Origin of the sequence: Glycomyces luteolus (assembly GCF_027622875.1) — a bacterium.
GTDB lineage: Bacteria > Actinomycetota > Actinomycetes > Mycobacteriales > Micromonosporaceae > Glycomyces > Glycomyces luteolus.
Genome location: NZ_JAPZVP010000006.1, coordinates 45,700 through 63,189, shown reverse-complemented (window position 1 = coordinate 63,189; position 17,490 = coordinate 45,700). Strand labels below are relative to the sequence as shown.

The window sequence follows — 17,490 nt, the reverse complement described above, 5'->3', positions numbered from 1 at the left end:
GGGCGGGCGGGCCCGCCCCCCGCCCCCCCCCCCGCCGCGGGCGGGGGGGGGGCGCCCCCCGCCCCCCCCCCCCCCCCCCCCCTGGTGCTTCCCGACCGGGTTGCGGCCGTAGCGCCAACGTTCACCGGTCCTGGGGTTGACCCCCACGACCTTGCAGGCCGCTTTGTTGCTGTAACCCTCGCTCACGAGCTGCAAGTATGCGGCTCGCTCACGAACGAGCTTCCTGCGCCCCTGCGGCCGCCGGTCGTCCCGGACCTCGAAATCCACTGCAATCCCTTGTAGATCAAGGTGTTGCAACGACTCCTAGAACCCAAGGTACGGGCCGCGGCCTTTGCCGTACCCGTCTTTCCACCTTCTGACAAGGAGGCTCTCATGCTCACCACGAACACCGCCGGCGTCCTACACAATTCGGACGGGGCATCGACGACCCTGCCACAGCGACACGCCCACCCCGAACGGCAGCCAATCGGACCGAACCGACCCGACACCGACCTTCGCAGTCTGCCCCAGTTCAGGGTCGACCTTGAAACGGCCGAACACTACCGCAACCTCACCCGTGGACTGCTCTGCGGCCCAAGTGGTTCGAAGGTCCTCCGAATCCAATCAACCCACTGCGAACAGAAGCTGTGGGCACAGCTCCTGTGGCAAATCCCCGACCAACTGCTCTGGGATCTCGCCTGCGGCCGGACCGTCATCGTTCACGACCAGTCCGAACGCGACCGCGAAACCCGCGCCATGTGGCAGGGACTGCAACTGGTCCGCATCGTCACCGAGACTTCCTGGTTCGGCGACCCGGCCGGCCGGTACCACTTCGGACGCGGTGGCACCTCCGCATACCAGCACCTCCAGGCTGTCGCTGCGGCACTGCCCCGGCCGGTGCGCAAACGCTTCGCCTACTACCGCCCGTACTGCGCACCCCATCTGAAAGAGGCCCGCCTCTTCTCTTGCTATCGCCTCGGACTGCACCGGCATGCGCGCGTGCCGCTCTAGTCGGCAACAGCCGCGAATGGATATGGGGCAGCACCGCCTGCCGCCCGGTTCGCGCTGCACGTCGCCTCCATCGTCGCGATCGGACCAGAACTGGTGCCAACGGTGGCGAACTCATGCAACGAAGTTGCGACTGATCGCAGGCGCGAATGACCCACAATATGCGCCACTCGACACCTCCGGGGAGTCGCGGTTGCATGGCCATGCCCGATCAGGGCGGCCGGGCCGCCCTGCCGCACAAGGCGACACGGGGCCCGCATAGATCAGACACGAAAGGAATCAAGTCGTGACCGACATCGACACCGAAACCCACGCGGCCGGAGAGGACATCGACTGGGAGGCGTTCGCCGCCGCTGAAACCCAGCAGTTCCGCGACGACATCCAAGCCTTCCGAGAGGCAGCGAACACGCTCGTCCGCGAGCGTGCCGCCGAGTGCAACTTCGAGTACGACGACCTCCTGGAGGCGATGGTCTACGGACTCGCCCTCATCACCGAGGAATTCCGTTCCTACAGCTACTTCGTGACCGACATGTGGCCGACCGCCGTCGGTCGCGAAGCCGAGGACGCCGCCGAGCACCTGGCCGAATCGGCCCGCCGACTGGCCGCCGTCTACGGCCAGATTCACGCGCTCCCGCAAGTCCCCGACAACGGCACGACCCGGTCCGCGCGGTAGCACCAGATAAGCGACGGCAGGGGCGACCACGGGGCGCCCCTGCCGTTTTCATGCCCTACAACCGAAAGGAGGCGGCTTTGCTGACACCTGTGGATTTTCGTTCGCCAACGGGCGGCGATGATCGACCAATGGGGACGTGGAGACCCGCACCTGATCGAGCGGACCGCGAGCTTTCTCGCCCAGAGCACGAGTCCTGGTGGCCCCGAGCGCTTTGATGATGCTCGCGCTCTGTGCGAGGAGCAACGCAACGCCCTCATCGGCACCGACATGTTCCTGTTCACCCCTGAACTGGCCGAGTGCGCCCGACAGGCATTGGGCCAACTCGACCCTCGCGAATATCTCGATCTCGACCCCCTTCCCTTCGGCGGGGTATTCGCCTTCACCGAACCCGTCCACGCACCAGGTCACTCTGAACAAGTCACCGCCTCGGTGCTGCTTCCGATGCCCGGGTCGATCCTTGCCGATAAGTCAAACCCCGACGAACCGATCCGGGCTGGGCTCTTCGCCTACTCGCTGCGGTCCGTGCTCTTGGAGCGCGCTCGCGAGCGGATCGCAGCGGGTAACGACATCGACCAGCATCGACGGGTTGAAGCGCTCCTGCGTGAACAGGCCGCGCCGTGGTGGCTGAACGGCGTCGAGTTTGTCCGACACGACAGTCGTCCCGACACCTGGGAGCTGCTCTTGCGTGCAGCGGTCACCTTCGCAAAGTCACCGGGAATCGCACAATCCACGCGCGCAGCAATTCCCCGGAACGTCGCCCGGGCCGCCGCCCTGTTCAAAGCCGAACTACCCGACTCTGGCGTGCAAGTGATCGACCTACGCCGCCGCAGTCGAAGCAGCCCTGGTGACGAGGGAGCCTCGAGCCCCGGCCGCACCCTCACTCAGCGAGTGATCGTCCGCGGACACTGGCGCCACCAAGCATGCGGCCCCGGACACTCCGAGCGGCGACTGATCTGGGTCGACCAACACCTTCGCGGCGCCGAAGACGCCGAGATCAAAGGTGTTCACCGTGTCTACTTCGGCCGCAGGCCGCAATTACCGCCGCCGATCCACTAACCAAGCGAGAGAGAGGAACTCACAGGAATCAAACCCGCCACCTGGACGAGGGAACGCACTCGCCAGAGCACTCGCCGATGGCTCGACGCCCGCTGGGAGTCGAGCCATCGTCGTGCAACCCGAACGCCACATCCTGAGCTGCCGTTCCTGAGATTGACGGCGTTCAACGGCTTCAGCAGCAAGAACGACGAGCACGACCATCCAGGGCGGCCTCGCTGACGCGGGGTCGCCCCAACCCGAAAGGAAAACAAGCCCATGGCTGTGAACACACCCGACCCGGCGACACGCGCTATCGCCACATACCTGAGCGAGCACCCCGGCCCCCAGGGCCTCGACACGATCTCCACGGCGGCAGGCGTCAGCAAGCCGATCGCGGGGAAGGTCCTCAAGCAGTTGGTCGACACCACGCCGGCCGTGGTTCGCCTCGACCAGTCCGATCCCAAGCACAAGACCTGGGCTTGGGCACTTCCCGCCACGGCCGAATCCGAGGAGCCTGCTGCGAGCCAGCCCGCCGACACCGGGCGCGAACCCGACCCGGACAAAGAGAAGGCTGCGGAGCCGGTGGAGGACTCCACCAAAGGCGCCGAAACGCCTGCCGCCGACGCCAGCGTCGGGACCGGGAGCACGGACATCGATGAGCCCGAAGATTCGGACTCCGCGCCTGAACGGGACGCGGACCAGGTGATCATGCACGCCGCGCGCACCCTCGCCGCTGCAACCGAGCCAATCACCACCGCCGAGATCGCCGCCGCCGGTTACCTCTCGGCGCGATCGCTCCATCTGCTCACAGGACTGCGCGCCCTGACGTTCCACGGCCTGATCGACTGCTCCAAACCGTTCGAACCCGATGCGTCCGACTGCACCTGGACCTGGAACGGGGGCGACACTGCCGCCTTCCTCGCAAAAGCAGCAGCAGTGGACGTGGCCGACGCACCCGATGCGCAGGTCTGCCCGACCTGCGGCAACTCCAAATCGATCCCAGGGATCGCCAAAGACCGCAAACGGGGGGGCAACGTCCGACTCGACGGCAAGACGAAGTTCGCGAACAACGAGCTGGCGGACATGGTGAAGGCATGGATCGAGATGCCAGAGAACGCCGGGAAGCTCGTCAAGGTCAACGACGTGATCGTCGGGCTCCGCAAGGTCCACGGTGACCGCATCTCCAAGCAGTCGTACGGATCGGTCAGCAAGGCGATGGTCAAACTCACCGCACTCGACCCGGCGCACAAGAACCGCCCTGCGCTGCTGACACACGAGTCCGACAAGCCAGTCACGTACCGCATCCGTTCCCTCGTGTGAGCGAGAGCGCCTGACCAACCGAACGCCGCCGCGCCCCGACCATCCGGGCGCGGCGGCGACCAACCAACACTCATCCGTCTAGATGGAGTCCAATATGGATGTATCTGTAACGGTGATCGAGCTCGGCGAGGGGTTCCTCGCCCTGCCCGAGACCGAACGCACCACTCGCAGGTGGGGCACGGTCTGCCTGACCGACGCTGACGGCAACCCAATCCCGCTGCGGAGCTTGCCCCCCGGCCCCGGCATCGCGCTCACCGCCGCGCCGCTGCCCGACACCGACGGCATAAGCCTGTCCCTCAAGCGAGAACTCCTCGGTGCAGGCACCGCCTTCACTGAAGCGACGACCGTCAAAGGTCACACCGTCGCTGCCCTTGGGGTCGTCCCTCCGGACGATCGAACCAGCCAGTGGCTATTCCCGGCCGCGGTGGGACGACTGCTCGGTAGACGGGTCCTGCTCGAAGCGCACCTGGTCTGCCCGATCGGACGGCATAGCCACGCCGCTCTGCTCGAACCGCCTGGGGCCGACCATGACTGAACTCAGGTCCACCATCGTGCTCGGCGAAGGAATCCTTACTTGGCCGCCGGAAGAACGCACGCTCGGGCGCTTCGGCTCAGTGCAGCTCGTACTTGGCGCCGACCAATACGTCTCCTTCAGGGACGCGCCGGTCAGTTCCCTCGCGTGCATGACCGCCACGGTCCTCAAGGTGCGGCACGCGACCCTTCCGGGTGACTTCGTCCGGAAGCTCGCACCCACGCTTCCGCAATGGGGCGAGGTGATCGAACTCGGGATCGGGTGGGTCTTCCAACCTGACCTCGCTGGGCGCGGTGTGACTGCGATCGGGCTTGCGCCACCTGCTGAGTACTGGCGCGGCAACGAATGGCTCTCGCCGACCGCACTCTACCGAGCGCACAACCACCACGTCCGCCTCGAACTGCACCCATACCGTGCGTTCACTACCGAGGCGGCACCAGCGGTGAAAGTCGCCTAGGCGGCAACCTCCAAGTCCGCAGAACACGGTGCGGCCGAATCGAAGTCGACGTCGTTCGGCCGCACCCGCAACTACCAGCCCAAACACAGAAAGTAGGAAAGCAGATGCAATCGGAATTCTATCCGCGTCCGCGCGACCTCGCCGAAGCCGATCCAGGCATCGTCGCCGCGCTCGTGCCCCACCTCCTGAACGAAGTCCCCCACGAGACACTGGTGGCGATCCCCATCGGACTCGAGGGACCGCTCCATGTGGTCCACCAGTCTCTGTACCGCCTCGACTACGCACACGACGAGGACCTCACCGAGTTCAGCGCGGCGCTCTCCGATATCGGCGCCATCCACGGGTGGATCATCGGCTACGCCGAGGATCCCGCCGATGTCGCCCGGGCCCTCACGCGCGTCAGCGAATACAACAACGCGATCGAGTTCGTCGACCGCAGCACCGTCCTGGCCGTGACCGAGAGTGGGACCCGCTGGGGTCGCCTGGCCGACTACACCGACCCCAACACCGCGATCGACTTCGCACCGGTGCCGAGCACTGACCCGGCATGGGCGCACCTGACGGCAATCGCGATCCGCGCCCACACCGTGCGCGCGGCCGCTATGCGCCGCCTCGGCCTGCCCGAGACCTTCAGCGACATCGATCAGCTCTCTGCCGCGAACGATCAGGTCGCCCGGTTGCGCACTCTCGCTGCTCGGGCAGATGCTGCCGTCCTGGCCGCTGGCGACAAAGACCTGCTCGAAGATCTCCTGAGCCGCATGCGGCCGATCTCCGCCCCCGAGGCGATCAACCTGGGCGCTGCACTCGCCGCCGATCCCGTGCTCTACGCCCGTGCCGTCGACCACATCCTCGACCGCACGCCCCCGTCTACATCGCGATGCGAACTGTGGAGCGAGCTCACCCGGCACGCACTCGGGCCCGCCCGGAGAGTGTGCGCCTCCTTGGCGGCCCTCGCCGCATGGCACGACGGCGACCCCATCCAGGGTGCGGCAGCGGCGGTCTTGACCGCTCGCTGGAACGAGCAGACGCCCCCCGCCGTGGCCGCGGTCGCCGCGATCCTGGACGCCGGCGCAACCGCGAAGGACCTCCGGCTCTACCTCCATGGATCTCGGCTGCAAGTCGCCAGTGGCGAAGCCACCCAGGGCAACAACGTAGAGGAGGAACAATGAGCCGTCTCGACGCCGAGGCGCAGCAGCAGATCAGCGCAGCGCTCAGGCAGATGCTTGCGGACAGCATGTTCGAAGGCGCAGGCGGCTTCATTGGCGTCTGGGACCTGCCCGACCGGTACAGGATCGCCCACATAGGAGACCTGGCTGTCACCTATGCCGAACACCGGTCCGCTGGGCTCGGCGTCATGGCTGCGCTCAATACCGTGGCCGCCGAGATCCGTGCCGACGAATGCTCCCAGCCCGATTCGCACCTAGTCGGCTTGGGGCTGATCGGACATGCCTACATGGGGCCGAACGGGGTCGTTGCCTCTCTGCTCGCTCTCGTCGAAGGCTGGTCGCACGAGATCCTCTGGTTGCACGCTCAAGCGCAGCCGACATGGGAGATCCGGCCCGTGGCTGACGTGGACGACGAGGACTGCGCCACCTACCTCAACGCCCTGAGCGACCTCATTGACGCCCTCACCGGCCCGGCCTGCGGAGGTGCGAAATGAGCAGGGACTTCCACGAGGCGTGCAGCACGGCGCTGCGTACGGCAATCGCCGACGCCATTCGCGGCAGCAACCGCTGACCAATCTGATCGACCCGGGGCAGGCATCGCGCTTGCCCCGGGCGCTCCCGCCACATGTGGACCGCTGCCCTGATCGGCGGGATGGCGCGGTAGTACCGGCTGAAGCGTCACCGCACGCATACGAGGCCTCTTTCTGTATCTATAGGGTCCACTATGGCTAGTCGGTCGCTGGTCGAGTGCGGGAAGCGCACTGCCCGGGCGACATGTCCGACGAAGACCTAAAATTTGAGTGAATTATTCTAGTAATGCTTCATTTGCGGAACAATAGGCAGATGGCCGAGCTGACTGAAGTAGGCGAGTATTGGGATCGGCCGGTGCGCACCTTCTCGCCCCGGTCGGTGCCGCAGTTGTGGGCGGGACTCGTGAACGGGATCGAGTCGCCGACTCCGCTGAGGTTGACGGCGGCTGCGATCGAGGCCGGGAGCCAGATGTTTTTCGGCTCAGGAAACCTCCGGCAGGCAGCCGGCGCGGTCATCGACTGGCACCGGCAAGTGCTTCGGCGCTGTCGGCTTTACCATTTCTCGGCACAGCTGTGGGCGCACGCGCTTGATTGCGAGACCGACTTCCCCGAATGGATTCCTACCAGGCACGATTTCCCGACGCCCTACGGAATGGTGGTCTTCGAACGCCCGGTCAAGGTCAACGACCTTCCCATATCGGCGTTCACCTACGGACCCGGAGCCAACTGGTCGGGCGAGATGCAGCTGTGCCTCCCTGCCAGCTACTCCAACAATGGTCGCCCGATCCGTTCACGCAACTTCGGTCCGTTGAAGGCGTCATGGCTGGTGTCGGTGTGGACGACGACGCTGGAGTCCGAGCGGGTCAACGGCATGGGGCCACTGGTCAACGAGACCGACTTCTACCTCGATCTGGGGGTACCGGGTCTGATGGACCCTTGGCCGGTGCCGCGTACGGAGGATGGCAGCACCGCGCTGGCGCGGGCGTTCAAGATCGCGTTCGACCTCGCCACACAGACGGACATCGCGACCCGACGAAGTGAGCCGGTCCCCAGGTCGCTGCGTAAGAGGGCCGAGCGCGCCATGCCCGAGGCCGAGATCCCCACCGAGGTTGTCGTCCACGACCTGCGCCCGCGCTTGGCCGCCGCGATCGGCGCCCGGGGCGGCCCAGCCGATCCGGTAGAGCGTACTGACGCCCACTTTCGCATCAAGTGCTGGCCGGTCCGACCGGTCCTCGACCCCGCTACCGGTGATCTCCTCCGTCGCGGCTACATCGCTTACCGGGACCCGTCCCTGCTTGAAGGCGATTTGCCCGAACCGGCCGAAGTATGGCGCGGCACTGACTTTGAAGAGACACACGGAGAGGCGAGCTGAGGAAAGACTGCCCGTTCTCTTGCGTCTCGGATCGTATGCGAGGCTCATCGAGCGGTTCGGCCGTTAGCCTGTCACCGCAAGCAGGGCGGTCAGCCACCAGCCGCCCAGGAGTGCAGGGCCGGCCGGAATCAAGTCGCCGCGCGTGCGACGGCGGAGCTTGTGGATGGCGGCGATCGCGGCGGCGATGAGCAGGGCGGCAAGAATGCCGAGCCAGGCGAGGGCCCATCCGTGCCAGCCCAGGTAGAAGGCGATGACGGCGATGAGGGCGACGTCGCCGAGCCCGATCCGTCCATTGGCGGCATACCACCAGGCCAGTGCGAGGATCCCAATCGCGCATGCCGCGCCGAGAGCCGACCGGAACTGCGACCAGGTGCCGTGGACGAGGGCATCGGTGCCGAACGCGCAGGCCGCCGCCGCGGCGAGCAGCCCGGAGAGGACCAGCGGGAGACGCATGGCGCGGACGTCGATGAACGCCAGAGCAGGAGCGGTGCCAGCGGCAAGAATCAGGGCGGCCGACGCCGGCCTGGCAGGGGCAAGGAGGGCCGCTGTCCCCCCAGCCGCGGCGCCGAAGATCGCGATCGCCACGGTCGTATGGCGGCGCTGGGGCCCGGTGAGGTCGGGTGCGAAGCGTCCGGCGTAAGCGGGTTCGAGCCGAAATGCGTACTGCCCGAGCACTGCGGCGAGGGTGCCGCTGAGCACGGCGGCGGTGATCACCTCGTGTCCGGTTCGGGGGCAAGGGCGCCGGCGCGGGATCGGTAGTGCTCGGCCCGTGCAGCGTCGCCATTCTCAACCCAGTAGCCGGCGAGTTTCCGCAGTGCACGAGCGGCCGCGGCGCGGTACTGGGCGCGGAGCTCTTCCGCTTGCGGGGTGTGGAGGTCCGGGGCGAGGTCACCGGTGTAGAGGCGGGCCGCTTCCTCGAGGTGTGCGGCGGCCTCGGCCGGGTCGGTGGCGAGCGCGGCGGATTGTTCGGCGGCGTCGAAGGCGTCGCGATCGGTCGTGAAGGCGCCGGGCTCGAGTTCGTACCGGTCGGTGGCCTTGTCCCAGTGATAGACGGTCGTCTTGGTGCCGGTTGCGTCTTGGAGGTTCGCTCGGAGCGAGGAACCGATGGTGTTGAGGTTGGTGCGGGCCCGGGTCGGGTCGTCGTAGCCGGGCAGGACCGCGGTCATCAGATCGGCGCGGCTCAAGGGCTCGTCGGCGAGGGCGAGCGCGGCCAGGAATGCCTTGGCACGCTTGCCTTTCTTGAACACGACCGGCTGTTCCCCGACGTAGACTTCGGGCGTGCCGAACAGGCACAGGTGCGGAGCCGACGAGGCGGTATCGGCGGTGGTTGGCGGCGTGGCCTCTGGTGCGGGCTCGTCGGCGCTGTCGTCAGCGACCTCCATTAGCGGCTCGGGCTCCTGCGTCGCGTCGTCGGCGGAGAGCTTGGTGTTCGGCGTTTCGGCCTCGTCGGGCTCGGGGATCTCGGGCTGGTTGTCCTCCTGAAGTCCTTTCAGGAGCGCGGTAGTGGTGTCACGGTCGGCGATGTGGAGCATGCCGAGGTTGTCGGGGATTCCGGTGGTCGCTTCGACGGTGCCGTCGCCGGCTGCGTGGACGGTGGCCGGCGCCCATTCGCCGAGGATGATCGCCCCGTGCCCGTCGGCGGCGAGGAATCCATCGAGCCCTGTTCGAGTGCTCTCGTCGACCTCGGTATCGGCGCACACGACCACGGCCTCGCCACCGGTCTGGATATCGGTGGCGGCTTCGAGGTCGTCGACCAGCCGCACCTGCTCGGGTAGCTGGTCGGCGTCGAGGTCGAGGCGCAGGTTCGCGGCCTCGGTCAGGCGTACATGGACCCCTGCGGTGGCGGCGGCGATGATGGCGGCGCGGGCGACCCCGTGCTGGCCGGGTCCGAGCAGGCCGATGCCGGCTCCGGTCAGGTGGCGCAGGTCGACTGGGGCGCGGTCGGCGCCGACGGCCACCGTCACCGATGCCACGTCAACTTGGTCGTCTGTAGGTGTGGTGAGTTTGCGGTTCTCGGCCTCAATGATGGTTTCCAAGTCCGAGAGCCGCCCGGTCATCGGGTCGTCCGGGCTCGCCGATGCGGCGTCGTGGAGGTTGCTGCTGTGTTTGCGGCGCAGGCGTGCGGCGAGGGCGGCGACGGTCGCGGCGGCCAGGCAGGTGCCGCCGGTCAGCCAGATCCCGAAGGGGACGGCGTCGAACGGGTTCGAGGACGACTGATCGCTGTCGGCTTCCGACGCCGCGTCGTTGTTTCTGCTGGGTTCGGGACCGGCTGGTTGATCGGTCGTCTCCGGTGCGGGAGCGGTGGGTTCTGCCGGTGTCGGCGCTGGCGTGTCAGGGACGGGACCGTCGTCGCCTTCGGCCGGATCGTCCTCGGGCCCGGGCCCGGGAGGTTCTTCAGCCGGTGCTTCAGGGCTGTGGGCCTGGTCGGTCGGGATCAGGATGTCCCAGCCGTTGAGGATGACAGCGGGGTCGGTGAGCGTGCTGCCATCGGCCTGGACACGGTCGTCGTTGAGGTCGGCGATCTCGTCGTAGCGGGAGCCGTCGCCGAGATACTGCTCGGCGTAGCCCCAGAGGCTCTCGCCGTCTTCGACGGTCTCGCGGATGAAGCCGTCCTCGTCCGCTTCCTCCCCGGTATCGGTGTGGTCGGGGATGACCAGGTGCCAGCCTGGGTGAATCTCGCCGGGATCGGTGTAGGTTCGCCCGTCGGGTTGGACCGTGTCCTTGTTGGCGTTCCAGATCGCCTGCCACTGCGCGCCCTCGCCGTAATAGTGCTCGGCGAGCGTCCACGGGTTCTCTCCCCGCTGCACGGTGTGGACGGTCCCTTCAGCATCGGCTGCCTCGACTTCGGTGTCGCTTGCGGTGGTCGACGCCGTGGTGGCAGCGTTCGGGCTTGCCCACACCAGCGGCCGGGGAGCGGTGGTCCGGTCGGTATCGGCTGCGGCCTCGCCGGTGTCGAGGCTGGTAGCCGCGGGGACGGTGGGGGTCGCGGCGCTGGCGCCTGCGGTCGGGATTGCGGCCGCGACGGCTCCGATGAGGGCGCCGGCGAGCCACCGTGCCGGACTGGCCGTGTCGCGCAGGGTCTGGGGGCTGAGGCCCCAGCGCAGGGCGTGGACGATCTGGCCGATGAGCACGGCCGCCATCCAGGCCCACACCGCCCAGCCGGCCAGGCCCAGGAGCTTCCACGCGAGGTCGGCTTCGTGGAGTTGCCAGTAGGTGATCTCGTCGCCGGTGGGCAGCGCGGGCGGCCAGCCGAATGCGGTGGTCAGTACGACCGGGACGCCGACGAGCAGCACGGCGAGGCCGATCCCGGCGGCGGTGCCCCACAGCGCCCTGGCGGCCATCGAAGCCTTCGCGGACGGGGTGTCGTGGTGCGCGGCAAGACGAGTCATGGCCCGTTCCCTTCGGTTGACGGTGCGGCTGGTGGCGCGGCGAGGTCGGTGCCCTGATCGGGGCCAGCGGTCGCGGTCGCGGTGACGGGGATGGCGCCGATGCCGACGGCGGTGAGGATCTGGGTGGGGTGGGAGGCTTCGACGGTGACGGTGACCTCGGCGACGGTGGCCGAGGCGGTCCCGGTGTGGCCGGTGGCGCTCAGCCAGGCGCTGGCGGCGGCCTGGGCGGCGGAGGGGTCGAGCCGGATGACGTTGTTGGTGCGTAGGAAGTCCAGGTCGATCTCGCTCGCGCCCGCGCGGGCTGCCTCGGCAGCGGCGGTTTGGGCGCGGGCATCGGCTGCCGCAGCGCCGCCGGCGTCGACGACCAAGCCGAGGACGGCGATGAGCGCGGCGAACATGACCAGGATGAGCGCGGTCGCATATCCCGCATCGCGCTCCGCTTGATGGTCGCGGATGCCGGGGAACGGCAGGGTCTGGGCGCGCATCAGGGTTCACCCCGCCAGGCGTCGACAGGGGAGGAGGCAGTTGAGGTGACCTCGTAGGAGGACCAGACCGGGGAGTCGACGCTGATGGTGCACGAGAGCGTCGCGGTCACCGTCCCTCCGGGTTCCAGATCCCCGGCTAGGCCAACCGTCGCGCTGCCGCACTGGTCGCCCATGCTCGCAGTGGCCGCCGTTTCGGCGGCGGACTGGGCCGCCGCCATGGTGTGTTCGAGGCTGGCGGCCCGGGCCGCGGCGTGCGCGGCGCCGTCGGTGTCGATCCGGCCCTGGACGATCTGACCGGCGGCGACGATGAGCAGCGTCAAGGCGATCAGAATCGGGGCCATGAGCACCAGCTCTACCGCGGCCGAGCCCGCGTCGGACCGCCGCCGGGGCGCGAGGCCGGGGGGCGCTGTGAGGAATGGATCCCTTTCGCGCATGGTCAGCCTCCGCTTCCCGAGGGGATGAACCGTTCGACCGGGCCGGTCGCCGATGCCTCGACGTCCCAGTCCAGACCGGGGATCGGCACGATCGAGGGCGCTTGCCCGGTGATGGTGACCGTGACGGTCTCGGCACCCCGGTCGACCTCGACGGCGACCCCTTCGAGCGCGCCGCCGGCGTTGACGCCGAGGGCTTCAGCGCCCGCAGCCGAACCGGTCCCGGCCGAGCCCTCCTCGGCGCGTGCGGTGGCGAGTGCGGTCTGCGCGGCCGCCGCCGCGACGTGGTGGGCGTGCGCCCAGATGCCGACCTGGATGACCAGGAGCAGCATCAACATGAGCACGGGCGCGGCGATCACCGATTCGACGACGCCGGCCCCGCGATCGCGGCCTCGAACCGGCGAGCCCAGCAGCGGGAGCGGTGTGCTGACCATGGCAGACCACCTAGAAGGCGATCCCGCCGGCTTTGGCGACGACGGCCGCGGCGATGAGCCCGGCGGCCGTGATCGCGGCACCAACGATGATGGCCATCCACGAGACTTCGTCAGACATCCCGCCCCTGCCGCCGTCCTCGCGGACGGCTTGCCGCAGGTGCCAGGTCTGGCAGCGGATCCAGTCAAGATAGGTGCTGTACATGATTCCCCCGTAATCGATTCCAGTAGTTGCGGTCGGTAGTTCAAAGTCCTGTCAGGACGGCGGTGATCGACGGGTAGCCGATCAGCAGCAGGAAGCTGGAGGCGAGCGCGACGATGGGCAGGCTCATCCGCTCGGTGGCGATGTTCGCCTTCGTCTCGAGCTCAGCCAGGCGTGCCAGGCGCAAGGCCCGGGCGCGGTCGGCCACGGACTTGCCGATGCGCGCCCCGGATTCACCGGCGAGGCCAGCGGTCGCGCCGAGCTGCTCGAACGCGGCGACGCCGATGCGCTCGCCGAGGTCGGCCAGGGCGTCCCACGGGGTCTGGCCGAGGACGGCGGCCCGGTCGAGGGCAGCGCGGATGGCCTCGAATGCCGGGCCGTGGCCTGCGGCGGCGGCCTTGCGCAGCGCCGACTCGATCCCGGCGCCCGCGGACAGGCGCATCGCGGCCAGACCGAGATAGGCGGCCAGGGCCCGCCGGTACTCATCCCGCGCTTCGGTAGCGGCGACGCGCACCTGCGCGGTGGCGAACTGGTAGGCGATGAGCGCGGCGAACACCGACAGGCCGAGCGGCACGAAGAGCCCGATCCCGGTCCCGGACAGCGCCAAGAGCCCGGCGAGGAGCAGCGGCGCGCTGGCTGCGGTCGCGACGATCCGGAACAGCCGGCGCTGGTAGGCGGCCGGGGTCTGGCCGATCGCGGCCAGGTCCTGCCGCACCCGGTCCGACGGGAACCCCGCACGGTCGGCCGTCTCCGTTCGGCCTGTCGGGGCAGTGCCGGTGAGGGTCTGGAGCGTCGCGGCCGGCGCGGGCCGGGCGGGACGCAGCACGAAGACACCAGCGGTGACGGCGGTGCCGAAGACGCCGCCGAGGACGATCGGGATGAGCACGTTCACGTCCGGGCTCCTTCCAGGTTCGCGCCATCGGCCGGGCGCAGCAGGCTCGGCGGTTCGGGCTCGGCGGCGAGCCGATACAACGACCACAGTCCAAGCGCACCGAGGCCGAACACGAACGCCAGCACGACCTGCCCGGCAAGGCCGTCGTACGGCTCCAGATAGGAGCCGCCGAAGGCGATCAGCAGCGCGGCCATGGCGACGATGACGATGGTGATCACCCGCGCGGCGGTATGGATGCGGGCGCGCGCGGCGCGGATGCGCATCCGCCTCCCCGCTTCCTCGCGGGCTTCCTCGGCCAAGCGGGTGAGAACCGCAGCGAGGTTCCCGGCGCTGGAGGACGCCTCCAGAAGTGCGATCACGGCGTCGTCGATGGTCGGGTCGTTGGCCGCGGCGGCGAAGTCGAGCAGCGCGGCCCGCAGCGGCGTCCCAGCGCGTAGGGCGCCTGCGAGCGCTTCGATCTCTGTCCGCAGGCCCGGTGGGACGCGGCGGGCCGAGGCGACGATGGTCGCCTCCAAGCCGGCGGCGGCGATCAGGTTGTCGCGCAAGGACTCGACCCACGCGGCGGCGGCATCGATGCGCTCCATGGCCGTCTCGAACTCCTTGGCGCCGCCGAAGATCCTGGGCGCGAACCAAGCGAGGAGGCCGGCGGCTGCGGCAGCGACCGGCCAGCGGGTGGCCGCGAATACCGCCCCCGCCGCCAACACCACTAGCGCCACGCGCAGCACCGGAACCGTTGCGGCCCGGCTCGTCACGGGTGCGGTGACGTCGGCGGGCTTCGGTGGTCGGGCGGCCAGCACCGCGCCGGCGACAGCGAGCCCGAACGCTCCGCCGAGCACGGCGGCAATGGTCCAGTGCATCGTCACCACCCCGCCAGTTCGGGTTGGGTCCAGCCGTGATCTGCGAGCCGCTCGGCCCGTTCGGCGCTGGGCATGGTCCGAAACAGTGCGCGGCCGTCGTTGGTCGGCTCCCACAGTTCGTTGCTGGCCACTTGGATGCCGTCGGCGCCGCGGACTTCGCGGATCGAGGCGATGTAGCGGCCGCGGGCTTTGGTGTGGCGGATCTGGACGACGAAGTCCAGGCCCTCGGCGATCTTCTCAGCTGAGGCTTCGGGGTCGAGGCCGCCGTCGCGTGCGAAGCTCTTGATTTTCGAGAACACGCCTTGGCTGGAGCTGGTGTGCATCGTGCACAGGCTCCCGTCGGTGCCGGTCGACATCGCCTCGAGCATGACCCGGACCTCGCCGCCGCGGACTTCGCCGACGATGATCCGGTCCGGGCTCATGCGCAGTGCCTCGCGAAACAGGCGGGAGGCGCTGATCTCGCCGGCGCCTTCGATGTTGGCCTCCCGCGTCTCGAACGAGACGACCTGGCTGTGCCGGGAGTCGCGGTGCAGGCCCAGCTCTCGGGCGTCCTCTATGGTGATGAGCCGCTCTTCGGGCGGCAGGAGCCCGGCGAGTGCGCCGAGCAGGGTGGTCTTGCCCGAGCGGAACGGCCCGGAGATGATCATGTTGAACCGGGCCGCGACCGCCGCACGGAAGAACGCGGCGATATCGGGATCGAACATGCCAGTGGCTTGGAGGTCGTCGATGCTGGCCTCGACCATGCGGTGGCGCCGGATCGAGACCGTGATGCGGTCGGAGACGCCCATGGTCGCGTGCAGGCGGGACCCGTCGGGCAACTGGGCGTTCACCATCGGGTTGGCCGCGTCGAAGCGCCGCTCGGTATCGGCTCCGCCTGCCGAGACGATGCCGCGGACCAGGTCCTCCAGTTCGGCATCGGACCCGGCGATCGGTGCGGAGCGCTCCCTGACGTCGCCGGCGCGGACGATGTGGACGTTGTCGAATCCGATGCACCAGATGTCCTCGATGGATTCATCGGCGAGGAGGGGCGCGAAGGCCCCGAGTCCTGACAGGCGGGCCTCGATGGCGCCGCGCAGGCGCCGCTGCCCGGCGGCATCGACCGGGGCCGAGCCGGCGCGCAGCAGCTCTTGGCTGTGCTCGGCGACCGCCCGCTCCGCTGCGGCTGCGATCGCCGCGGGCCGCTCGGCCGCGTCGGGGGCCTCACGCTCGGCCAGGATCCCCCTGGCGGCGATGCACAGGCGCTCCACCACGGCGGCCTCATCGGCCATGTCCGTGCCTCCCAATGGGAGTCGCGCCGTCGAGGTGGTCATGACCGCTCCTCCCCGGAGCGAGTTCCCGCTTCGATGGCCAAGGGCGGCTGGGCGAGCGCGCGGTCGCGGACGGCGGCGGCGAGGTCGTGCCAGGTGCCCAGGGCCCGGCGTCCCCGCCACCCGATCGGGTCCGGGCCGATCGGCCGGGCCGGGCCCGCAAGCCCCGCCACCGGGACCGTCAAACCCGCAGCGCGCAGCAGGTCCTGCGCCTGGTTCGGCCGGTAGGCGCCTGGCGTCAGTGCCACGGTGAACCGCCCCCGGAACCGGCGCGCGAGCGTCTCGAATCGGCCGCGCAGATGCGCCAGGCCCTCCAGGTGCGACCGGGCCACGAGCACCGTGCAATCCGCAGCGGCAACCAGCGGCCACGTCGGTGAGTGCTCGTCCAGGCGGCCAAGGTCGGCCACGATCCACCCGTCCGGGTCGTGCATCGCCTTCGACCCGGGGGCGGCCAGGACCGCGAGCGCCGGTGCCACCTCGGCTCCGCCCAGAGAGGCGCACACGACCGTCACGTCTCGGCCGGCGACCTCGATCTGCTGGGCCCCTGCCGTGAGGACTTCGGGGCCGGGCTGGTCGGTCGCTGCTGCGGCCTGGCCGGTTTCGGCAAGGCCCGGGCGGACTTCGAGGTTCCAGCGGGCGGCCAGGTCGCCTCCGGACGGGTCGCACTCGACCAGGACCGGCACCGCCTCGCCCTCAGGCCAGCAGGCGGCCAATCCCAGCGCGGTCGTCGTGACGCCCTGGGCTCCGGCCATGCTGGCGACGGCGATGAGTCCCATGATTCAGTTCCCTCCTGTTGGTGCGGTGGGGGCGCTGATGACGACCATGAGCGAGGCCGGGTCGGCCCCGGCGAGCGCCGGCGCGTCGGCCGCGGTCAGCGAGAGCGACACCAGAGCGCCGCCACCGCCTTCGGGCACGGCGATGCCGAGCGCTACCGCCCCGGTCTGCCAGGCAGCGCCGGCGGCGTTCACGCCCATCACGGTCACCGGCAGGCCCGCCTCCAGCGCGGTCGGCCAGCGCCCATCGGCCAGCAGTACCGTCGCCGTCACCCGGCCGGGCTCCGGCAGCGCCGCGTCGCCCAGCATCCGCTCGGTGAGCAGCGCGCCTTCGGTGACCGGCACCGCCACGACCTTGCCGACGACCGAGCTGGCATGGTCGGCGTCCATCGCCTCCAGATCGGCCACATCGGCCGCGGCAACTTCCCGCTCGTCCAGATCGGCGTTGGTGACGACGTGGCCGGCCGCCAGGGCCTGGCGGGCCACGAGGACCGTCGTGCGCTCCTCAGCGTTGGTGAAGGCGACCAGGCTGAACACTGCTGCGGAGCCGAGCGCGGCCAGGATGCAGGCGATCAGCGCGACGGTCCGTCTCGGCGGGCGCCGCCGCTCCGGTTTGCTCTTCATCGTGGTCTTGGCGTTCACAGTTCCCCC

General features: G+C 69.2%; 21 protein-coding genes. 9 read left to right on the top strand and 12 right to left on the bottom strand.

What is annotated here, in order from left to right:
* Positions 1-267, bottom strand: a 267-nt coding sequence (locus O1R50_RS26315) for a helix-turn-helix domain-containing protein (protein WP_456298963.1), incomplete at its 3' end; no start/stop codon positions are given.
* 105 nt (positions 268-372) lie between these two features.
* On the opposite strand from O1R50_RS26315, the gene O1R50_RS09125 reads away from it, so the two are divergent.
* The 9 genes from O1R50_RS09125 to O1R50_RS09085 all read left to right on the top strand — a co-directional run bounded on the left by O1R50_RS09125 (position 373) and on the right by O1R50_RS09085 (position 8,072).
* Positions 373-990: a hypothetical protein gene (locus O1R50_RS09125; protein WP_270109666.1), complete on the top strand. Its 618-nt coding sequence runs from the start codon at positions 373-375 to the stop codon at positions 988-990.
* A gap of 283 nt (positions 991-1,273) precedes the next feature.
* A complete protein-coding gene (locus tag O1R50_RS09120; RefSeq protein WP_270109665.1) occupies positions 1,274-1,660 on the top strand; it encodes a hypothetical protein in 387 nt (128 codons plus the stop codon).
* Positions 1,661-1,777: 117 nt separating this feature from the next.
* The gene (locus O1R50_RS09115) at positions 1,778-2,716 is read left to right on the top strand and encodes a hypothetical protein (protein WP_270109664.1); all 939 of its coding nucleotides are present in this window, start codon (positions 1,778-1,780) and stop codon (positions 2,714-2,716) included.
* Between the two features lie 255 nt (positions 2,717-2,971).
* Positions 2,972-4,015, top strand: coding sequence for a hypothetical protein (locus tag O1R50_RS09110; RefSeq protein WP_270109663.1), 1,044 nt, complete (start codon positions 2,972-2,974; stop codon positions 4,013-4,015).
* Positions 4,016-4,109: 94 nt separating this feature from the next.
* Positions 4,110-4,550, top strand: a complete 441-nt coding sequence (locus O1R50_RS09105) for a hypothetical protein (RefSeq protein ID WP_270109662.1) — start codon at positions 4,110-4,112, stop codon at positions 4,548-4,550.
* Positions 4,543-5,004, top strand: coding sequence for a hypothetical protein (locus O1R50_RS09100; RefSeq protein WP_270109661.1), 462 nt, complete (start codon positions 4,543-4,545; stop codon positions 5,002-5,004). Before O1R50_RS09105 ends, O1R50_RS09100 begins: the two co-directional genes overlap by 8 nt.
* Positions 5,005-5,108: 104 nt before the next feature.
* Positions 5,109-6,173 (top strand): DUF4192 family protein, encoded by a 1,065-nt coding sequence (locus tag O1R50_RS09095; RefSeq protein ID WP_270109660.1) that lies wholly within the window; start codon positions 5,109-5,111, stop codon positions 6,171-6,173.
* Positions 6,170-6,664 (top strand): hypothetical protein, encoded by a 495-nt coding sequence (locus O1R50_RS09090; RefSeq protein WP_270109659.1) that lies wholly within the window; start codon positions 6,170-6,172, stop codon positions 6,662-6,664. The genes O1R50_RS09095 and O1R50_RS09090 overlap by 4 nt, the downstream gene beginning before the upstream one ends.
* 349 nt (positions 6,665-7,013) lie before the next feature.
* A complete protein-coding gene (locus O1R50_RS09085; RefSeq protein WP_270109658.1) occupies positions 7,014-8,072 on the top strand; it encodes a hypothetical protein in 1,059 nt (352 codons plus the stop codon).
* Positions 8,073-8,135: 63 nt separating this feature from the next.
* On the opposite strand, the gene O1R50_RS09080 is transcribed toward O1R50_RS09085, so the two are convergent.
* The 11 genes from O1R50_RS09080 to O1R50_RS09030 are packed head-to-tail and all read right to left on the bottom strand — an operon-like array spanning position 8,136 to position 17,481.
* Positions 8,136-8,786, bottom strand: a complete 651-nt coding sequence (locus O1R50_RS09080; RefSeq protein WP_270109657.1) for an A24 family peptidase — start codon at positions 8,784-8,786, stop codon at positions 8,136-8,138.
* Positions 8,783-11,461: a LysM peptidoglycan-binding domain-containing protein gene (locus O1R50_RS09075; protein ID WP_270109656.1), complete on the bottom strand. Its 2,679-nt coding sequence runs from the start codon at positions 11,459-11,461 to the stop codon at positions 8,783-8,785. Before O1R50_RS09075 ends, O1R50_RS09080 begins: the two co-directional genes overlap by 4 nt.
* Positions 11,458-11,946 (bottom strand): pilus assembly protein TadG-related protein, encoded by a 489-nt coding sequence (locus O1R50_RS09070; protein ID WP_270109655.1) that lies wholly within the window; start codon positions 11,944-11,946, stop codon positions 11,458-11,460. The genes O1R50_RS09075 and O1R50_RS09070 overlap by 4 nt, the downstream gene beginning before the upstream one ends.
* Positions 11,946-12,380: a TadE family protein gene (locus tag O1R50_RS09065; protein WP_270109654.1), complete on the bottom strand. Its 435-nt coding sequence runs from the start codon at positions 12,378-12,380 to the stop codon at positions 11,946-11,948. Before O1R50_RS09065 ends, O1R50_RS09070 begins: the two co-directional genes overlap by 1 nt.
* 2 nt (positions 12,381-12,382) lie before the next feature.
* The gene (locus O1R50_RS09060; RefSeq protein ID WP_270109653.1) at positions 12,383-12,811 is read right to left on the bottom strand and encodes a TadE/TadG family type IV pilus assembly protein; all 429 of its coding nucleotides are present in this window, start codon (positions 12,809-12,811) and stop codon (positions 12,383-12,385) included.
* Positions 12,812-12,821: 10 nt separating this feature from the next.
* Entirely contained in the window at positions 12,822-13,013 is a 192-nt protein-coding gene (locus O1R50_RS09055; RefSeq protein ID WP_270109651.1) for a hypothetical protein, read from the bottom strand.
* Positions 13,014-13,053: 40 nt separating this feature from the next.
* The gene (locus O1R50_RS09050; RefSeq protein WP_270109650.1) at positions 13,054-13,902 is read right to left on the bottom strand and encodes a type II secretion system F family protein; all 849 of its coding nucleotides are present in this window, start codon (positions 13,900-13,902) and stop codon (positions 13,054-13,056) included.
* Positions 13,899-14,759 carry a type II secretion system F family protein gene (locus O1R50_RS09045; protein ID WP_270109649.1) on the bottom strand — a complete coding sequence of 287 codons (861 nt, stop codon included), beginning with the start codon at positions 14,757-14,759 and terminating at the stop codon, positions 13,899-13,901. Before O1R50_RS09045 ends, O1R50_RS09050 begins: the two co-directional genes overlap by 4 nt.
* A 2-nt stretch (positions 14,760-14,761) precedes the next feature.
* Positions 14,762-16,069: a CpaF family protein gene (locus O1R50_RS09040; RefSeq protein WP_270109648.1), complete on the bottom strand. Its 1,308-nt coding sequence runs from the start codon at positions 16,067-16,069 to the stop codon at positions 14,762-14,764.
* Positions 16,066-16,842 (bottom strand): hypothetical protein, encoded by a 777-nt coding sequence (locus O1R50_RS09035; RefSeq protein WP_270109647.1) that lies wholly within the window; start codon positions 16,840-16,842, stop codon positions 16,066-16,068. Before O1R50_RS09035 ends, O1R50_RS09040 begins: the two co-directional genes overlap by 4 nt.
* Before the next feature lie 3 nt (positions 16,843-16,845).
* A complete protein-coding gene (locus tag O1R50_RS09030; protein ID WP_270109645.1) occupies positions 16,846-17,481 on the bottom strand; it encodes an SAF domain-containing protein in 636 nt (211 codons plus the stop codon).
* Positions 17,482-17,490 lie beyond the last annotated feature (9 nt).

What these genes read in the sequence shown, in the direction of transcription:
- O1R50_RS09125 (WP_270109666.1), top strand. Translation starts at nt 373, where the DNA reads ATGCTCACCACGAACACCGCCGGCGTCCTACACAATTCGGACGGGGCA.
- O1R50_RS09115 (WP_270109664.1), top strand. Translation starts at nt 1,778, where the DNA reads ATGATCGACCAATGGGGACGTGGAGACCCGCACCTGATCGAGCGGACC.
- O1R50_RS09110 (WP_270109663.1), top strand. Translation starts at nt 2,972, where the DNA reads ATGGCTGTGAACACACCCGACCCGGCGACACGCGCTATCGCCACATAC.
- O1R50_RS09105 (WP_270109662.1), top strand. Translation starts at nt 4,110, where the DNA reads ATGGATGTATCTGTAACGGTGATCGAGCTCGGCGAGGGGTTCCTCGCC.
- O1R50_RS09100 (WP_270109661.1), top strand. Translation starts at nt 4,543, where the DNA reads ATGACTGAACTCAGGTCCACCATCGTGCTCGGCGAAGGAATCCTTACT.
- O1R50_RS09095 (WP_270109660.1), top strand. Translation starts at nt 5,109, where the DNA reads ATGCAATCGGAATTCTATCCGCGTCCGCGCGACCTCGCCGAAGCCGAT.
- O1R50_RS09090 (WP_270109659.1), top strand. Translation starts at nt 6,170, where the DNA reads ATGAGCCGTCTCGACGCCGAGGCGCAGCAGCAGATCAGCGCAGCGCTC.
- O1R50_RS09085 (WP_270109658.1), top strand. Translation starts at nt 7,014, where the DNA reads ATGGCCGAGCTGACTGAAGTAGGCGAGTATTGGGATCGGCCGGTGCGC.
- O1R50_RS09075 (WP_270109656.1), bottom strand. Translation starts at nt 11,461, where the DNA reads ATGACTCGTCTTGCCGCGCACCACGACACCCCGTCCGCGAAGGCTTCG.
- O1R50_RS09070 (WP_270109655.1), bottom strand. Translation starts at nt 11,946, where the DNA reads ATGCGCGCCCAGACCCTGCCGTTCCCCGGCATCCGCGACCATCAAGCG.
- O1R50_RS09065 (WP_270109654.1), bottom strand. Translation starts at nt 12,380, where the DNA reads ATGCGCGAAAGGGATCCATTCCTCACAGCGCCCCCCGGCCTCGCGCCC.
- O1R50_RS09060 (WP_270109653.1), bottom strand. Translation starts at nt 12,811, where the DNA reads ATGGTCAGCACACCGCTCCCGCTGCTGGGCTCGCCGGTTCGAGGCCGC.
- O1R50_RS09055 (WP_270109651.1), bottom strand. Translation starts at nt 13,013, where the DNA reads ATGTACAGCACCTATCTTGACTGGATCCGCTGCCAGACCTGGCACCTG.
- O1R50_RS09045 (WP_270109649.1), bottom strand. Translation starts at nt 14,759, where the DNA reads ATGCACTGGACCATTGCCGCCGTGCTCGGCGGAGCGTTCGGGCTCGCT.
- O1R50_RS09040 (WP_270109648.1), bottom strand. Translation starts at nt 16,069, where the DNA reads ATGACCACCTCGACGGCGCGACTCCCATTGGGAGGCACGGACATGGCC.
- O1R50_RS09035 (WP_270109647.1), bottom strand. Translation starts at nt 16,842, where the DNA reads ATGGGACTCATCGCCGTCGCCAGCATGGCCGGAGCCCAGGGCGTCACG.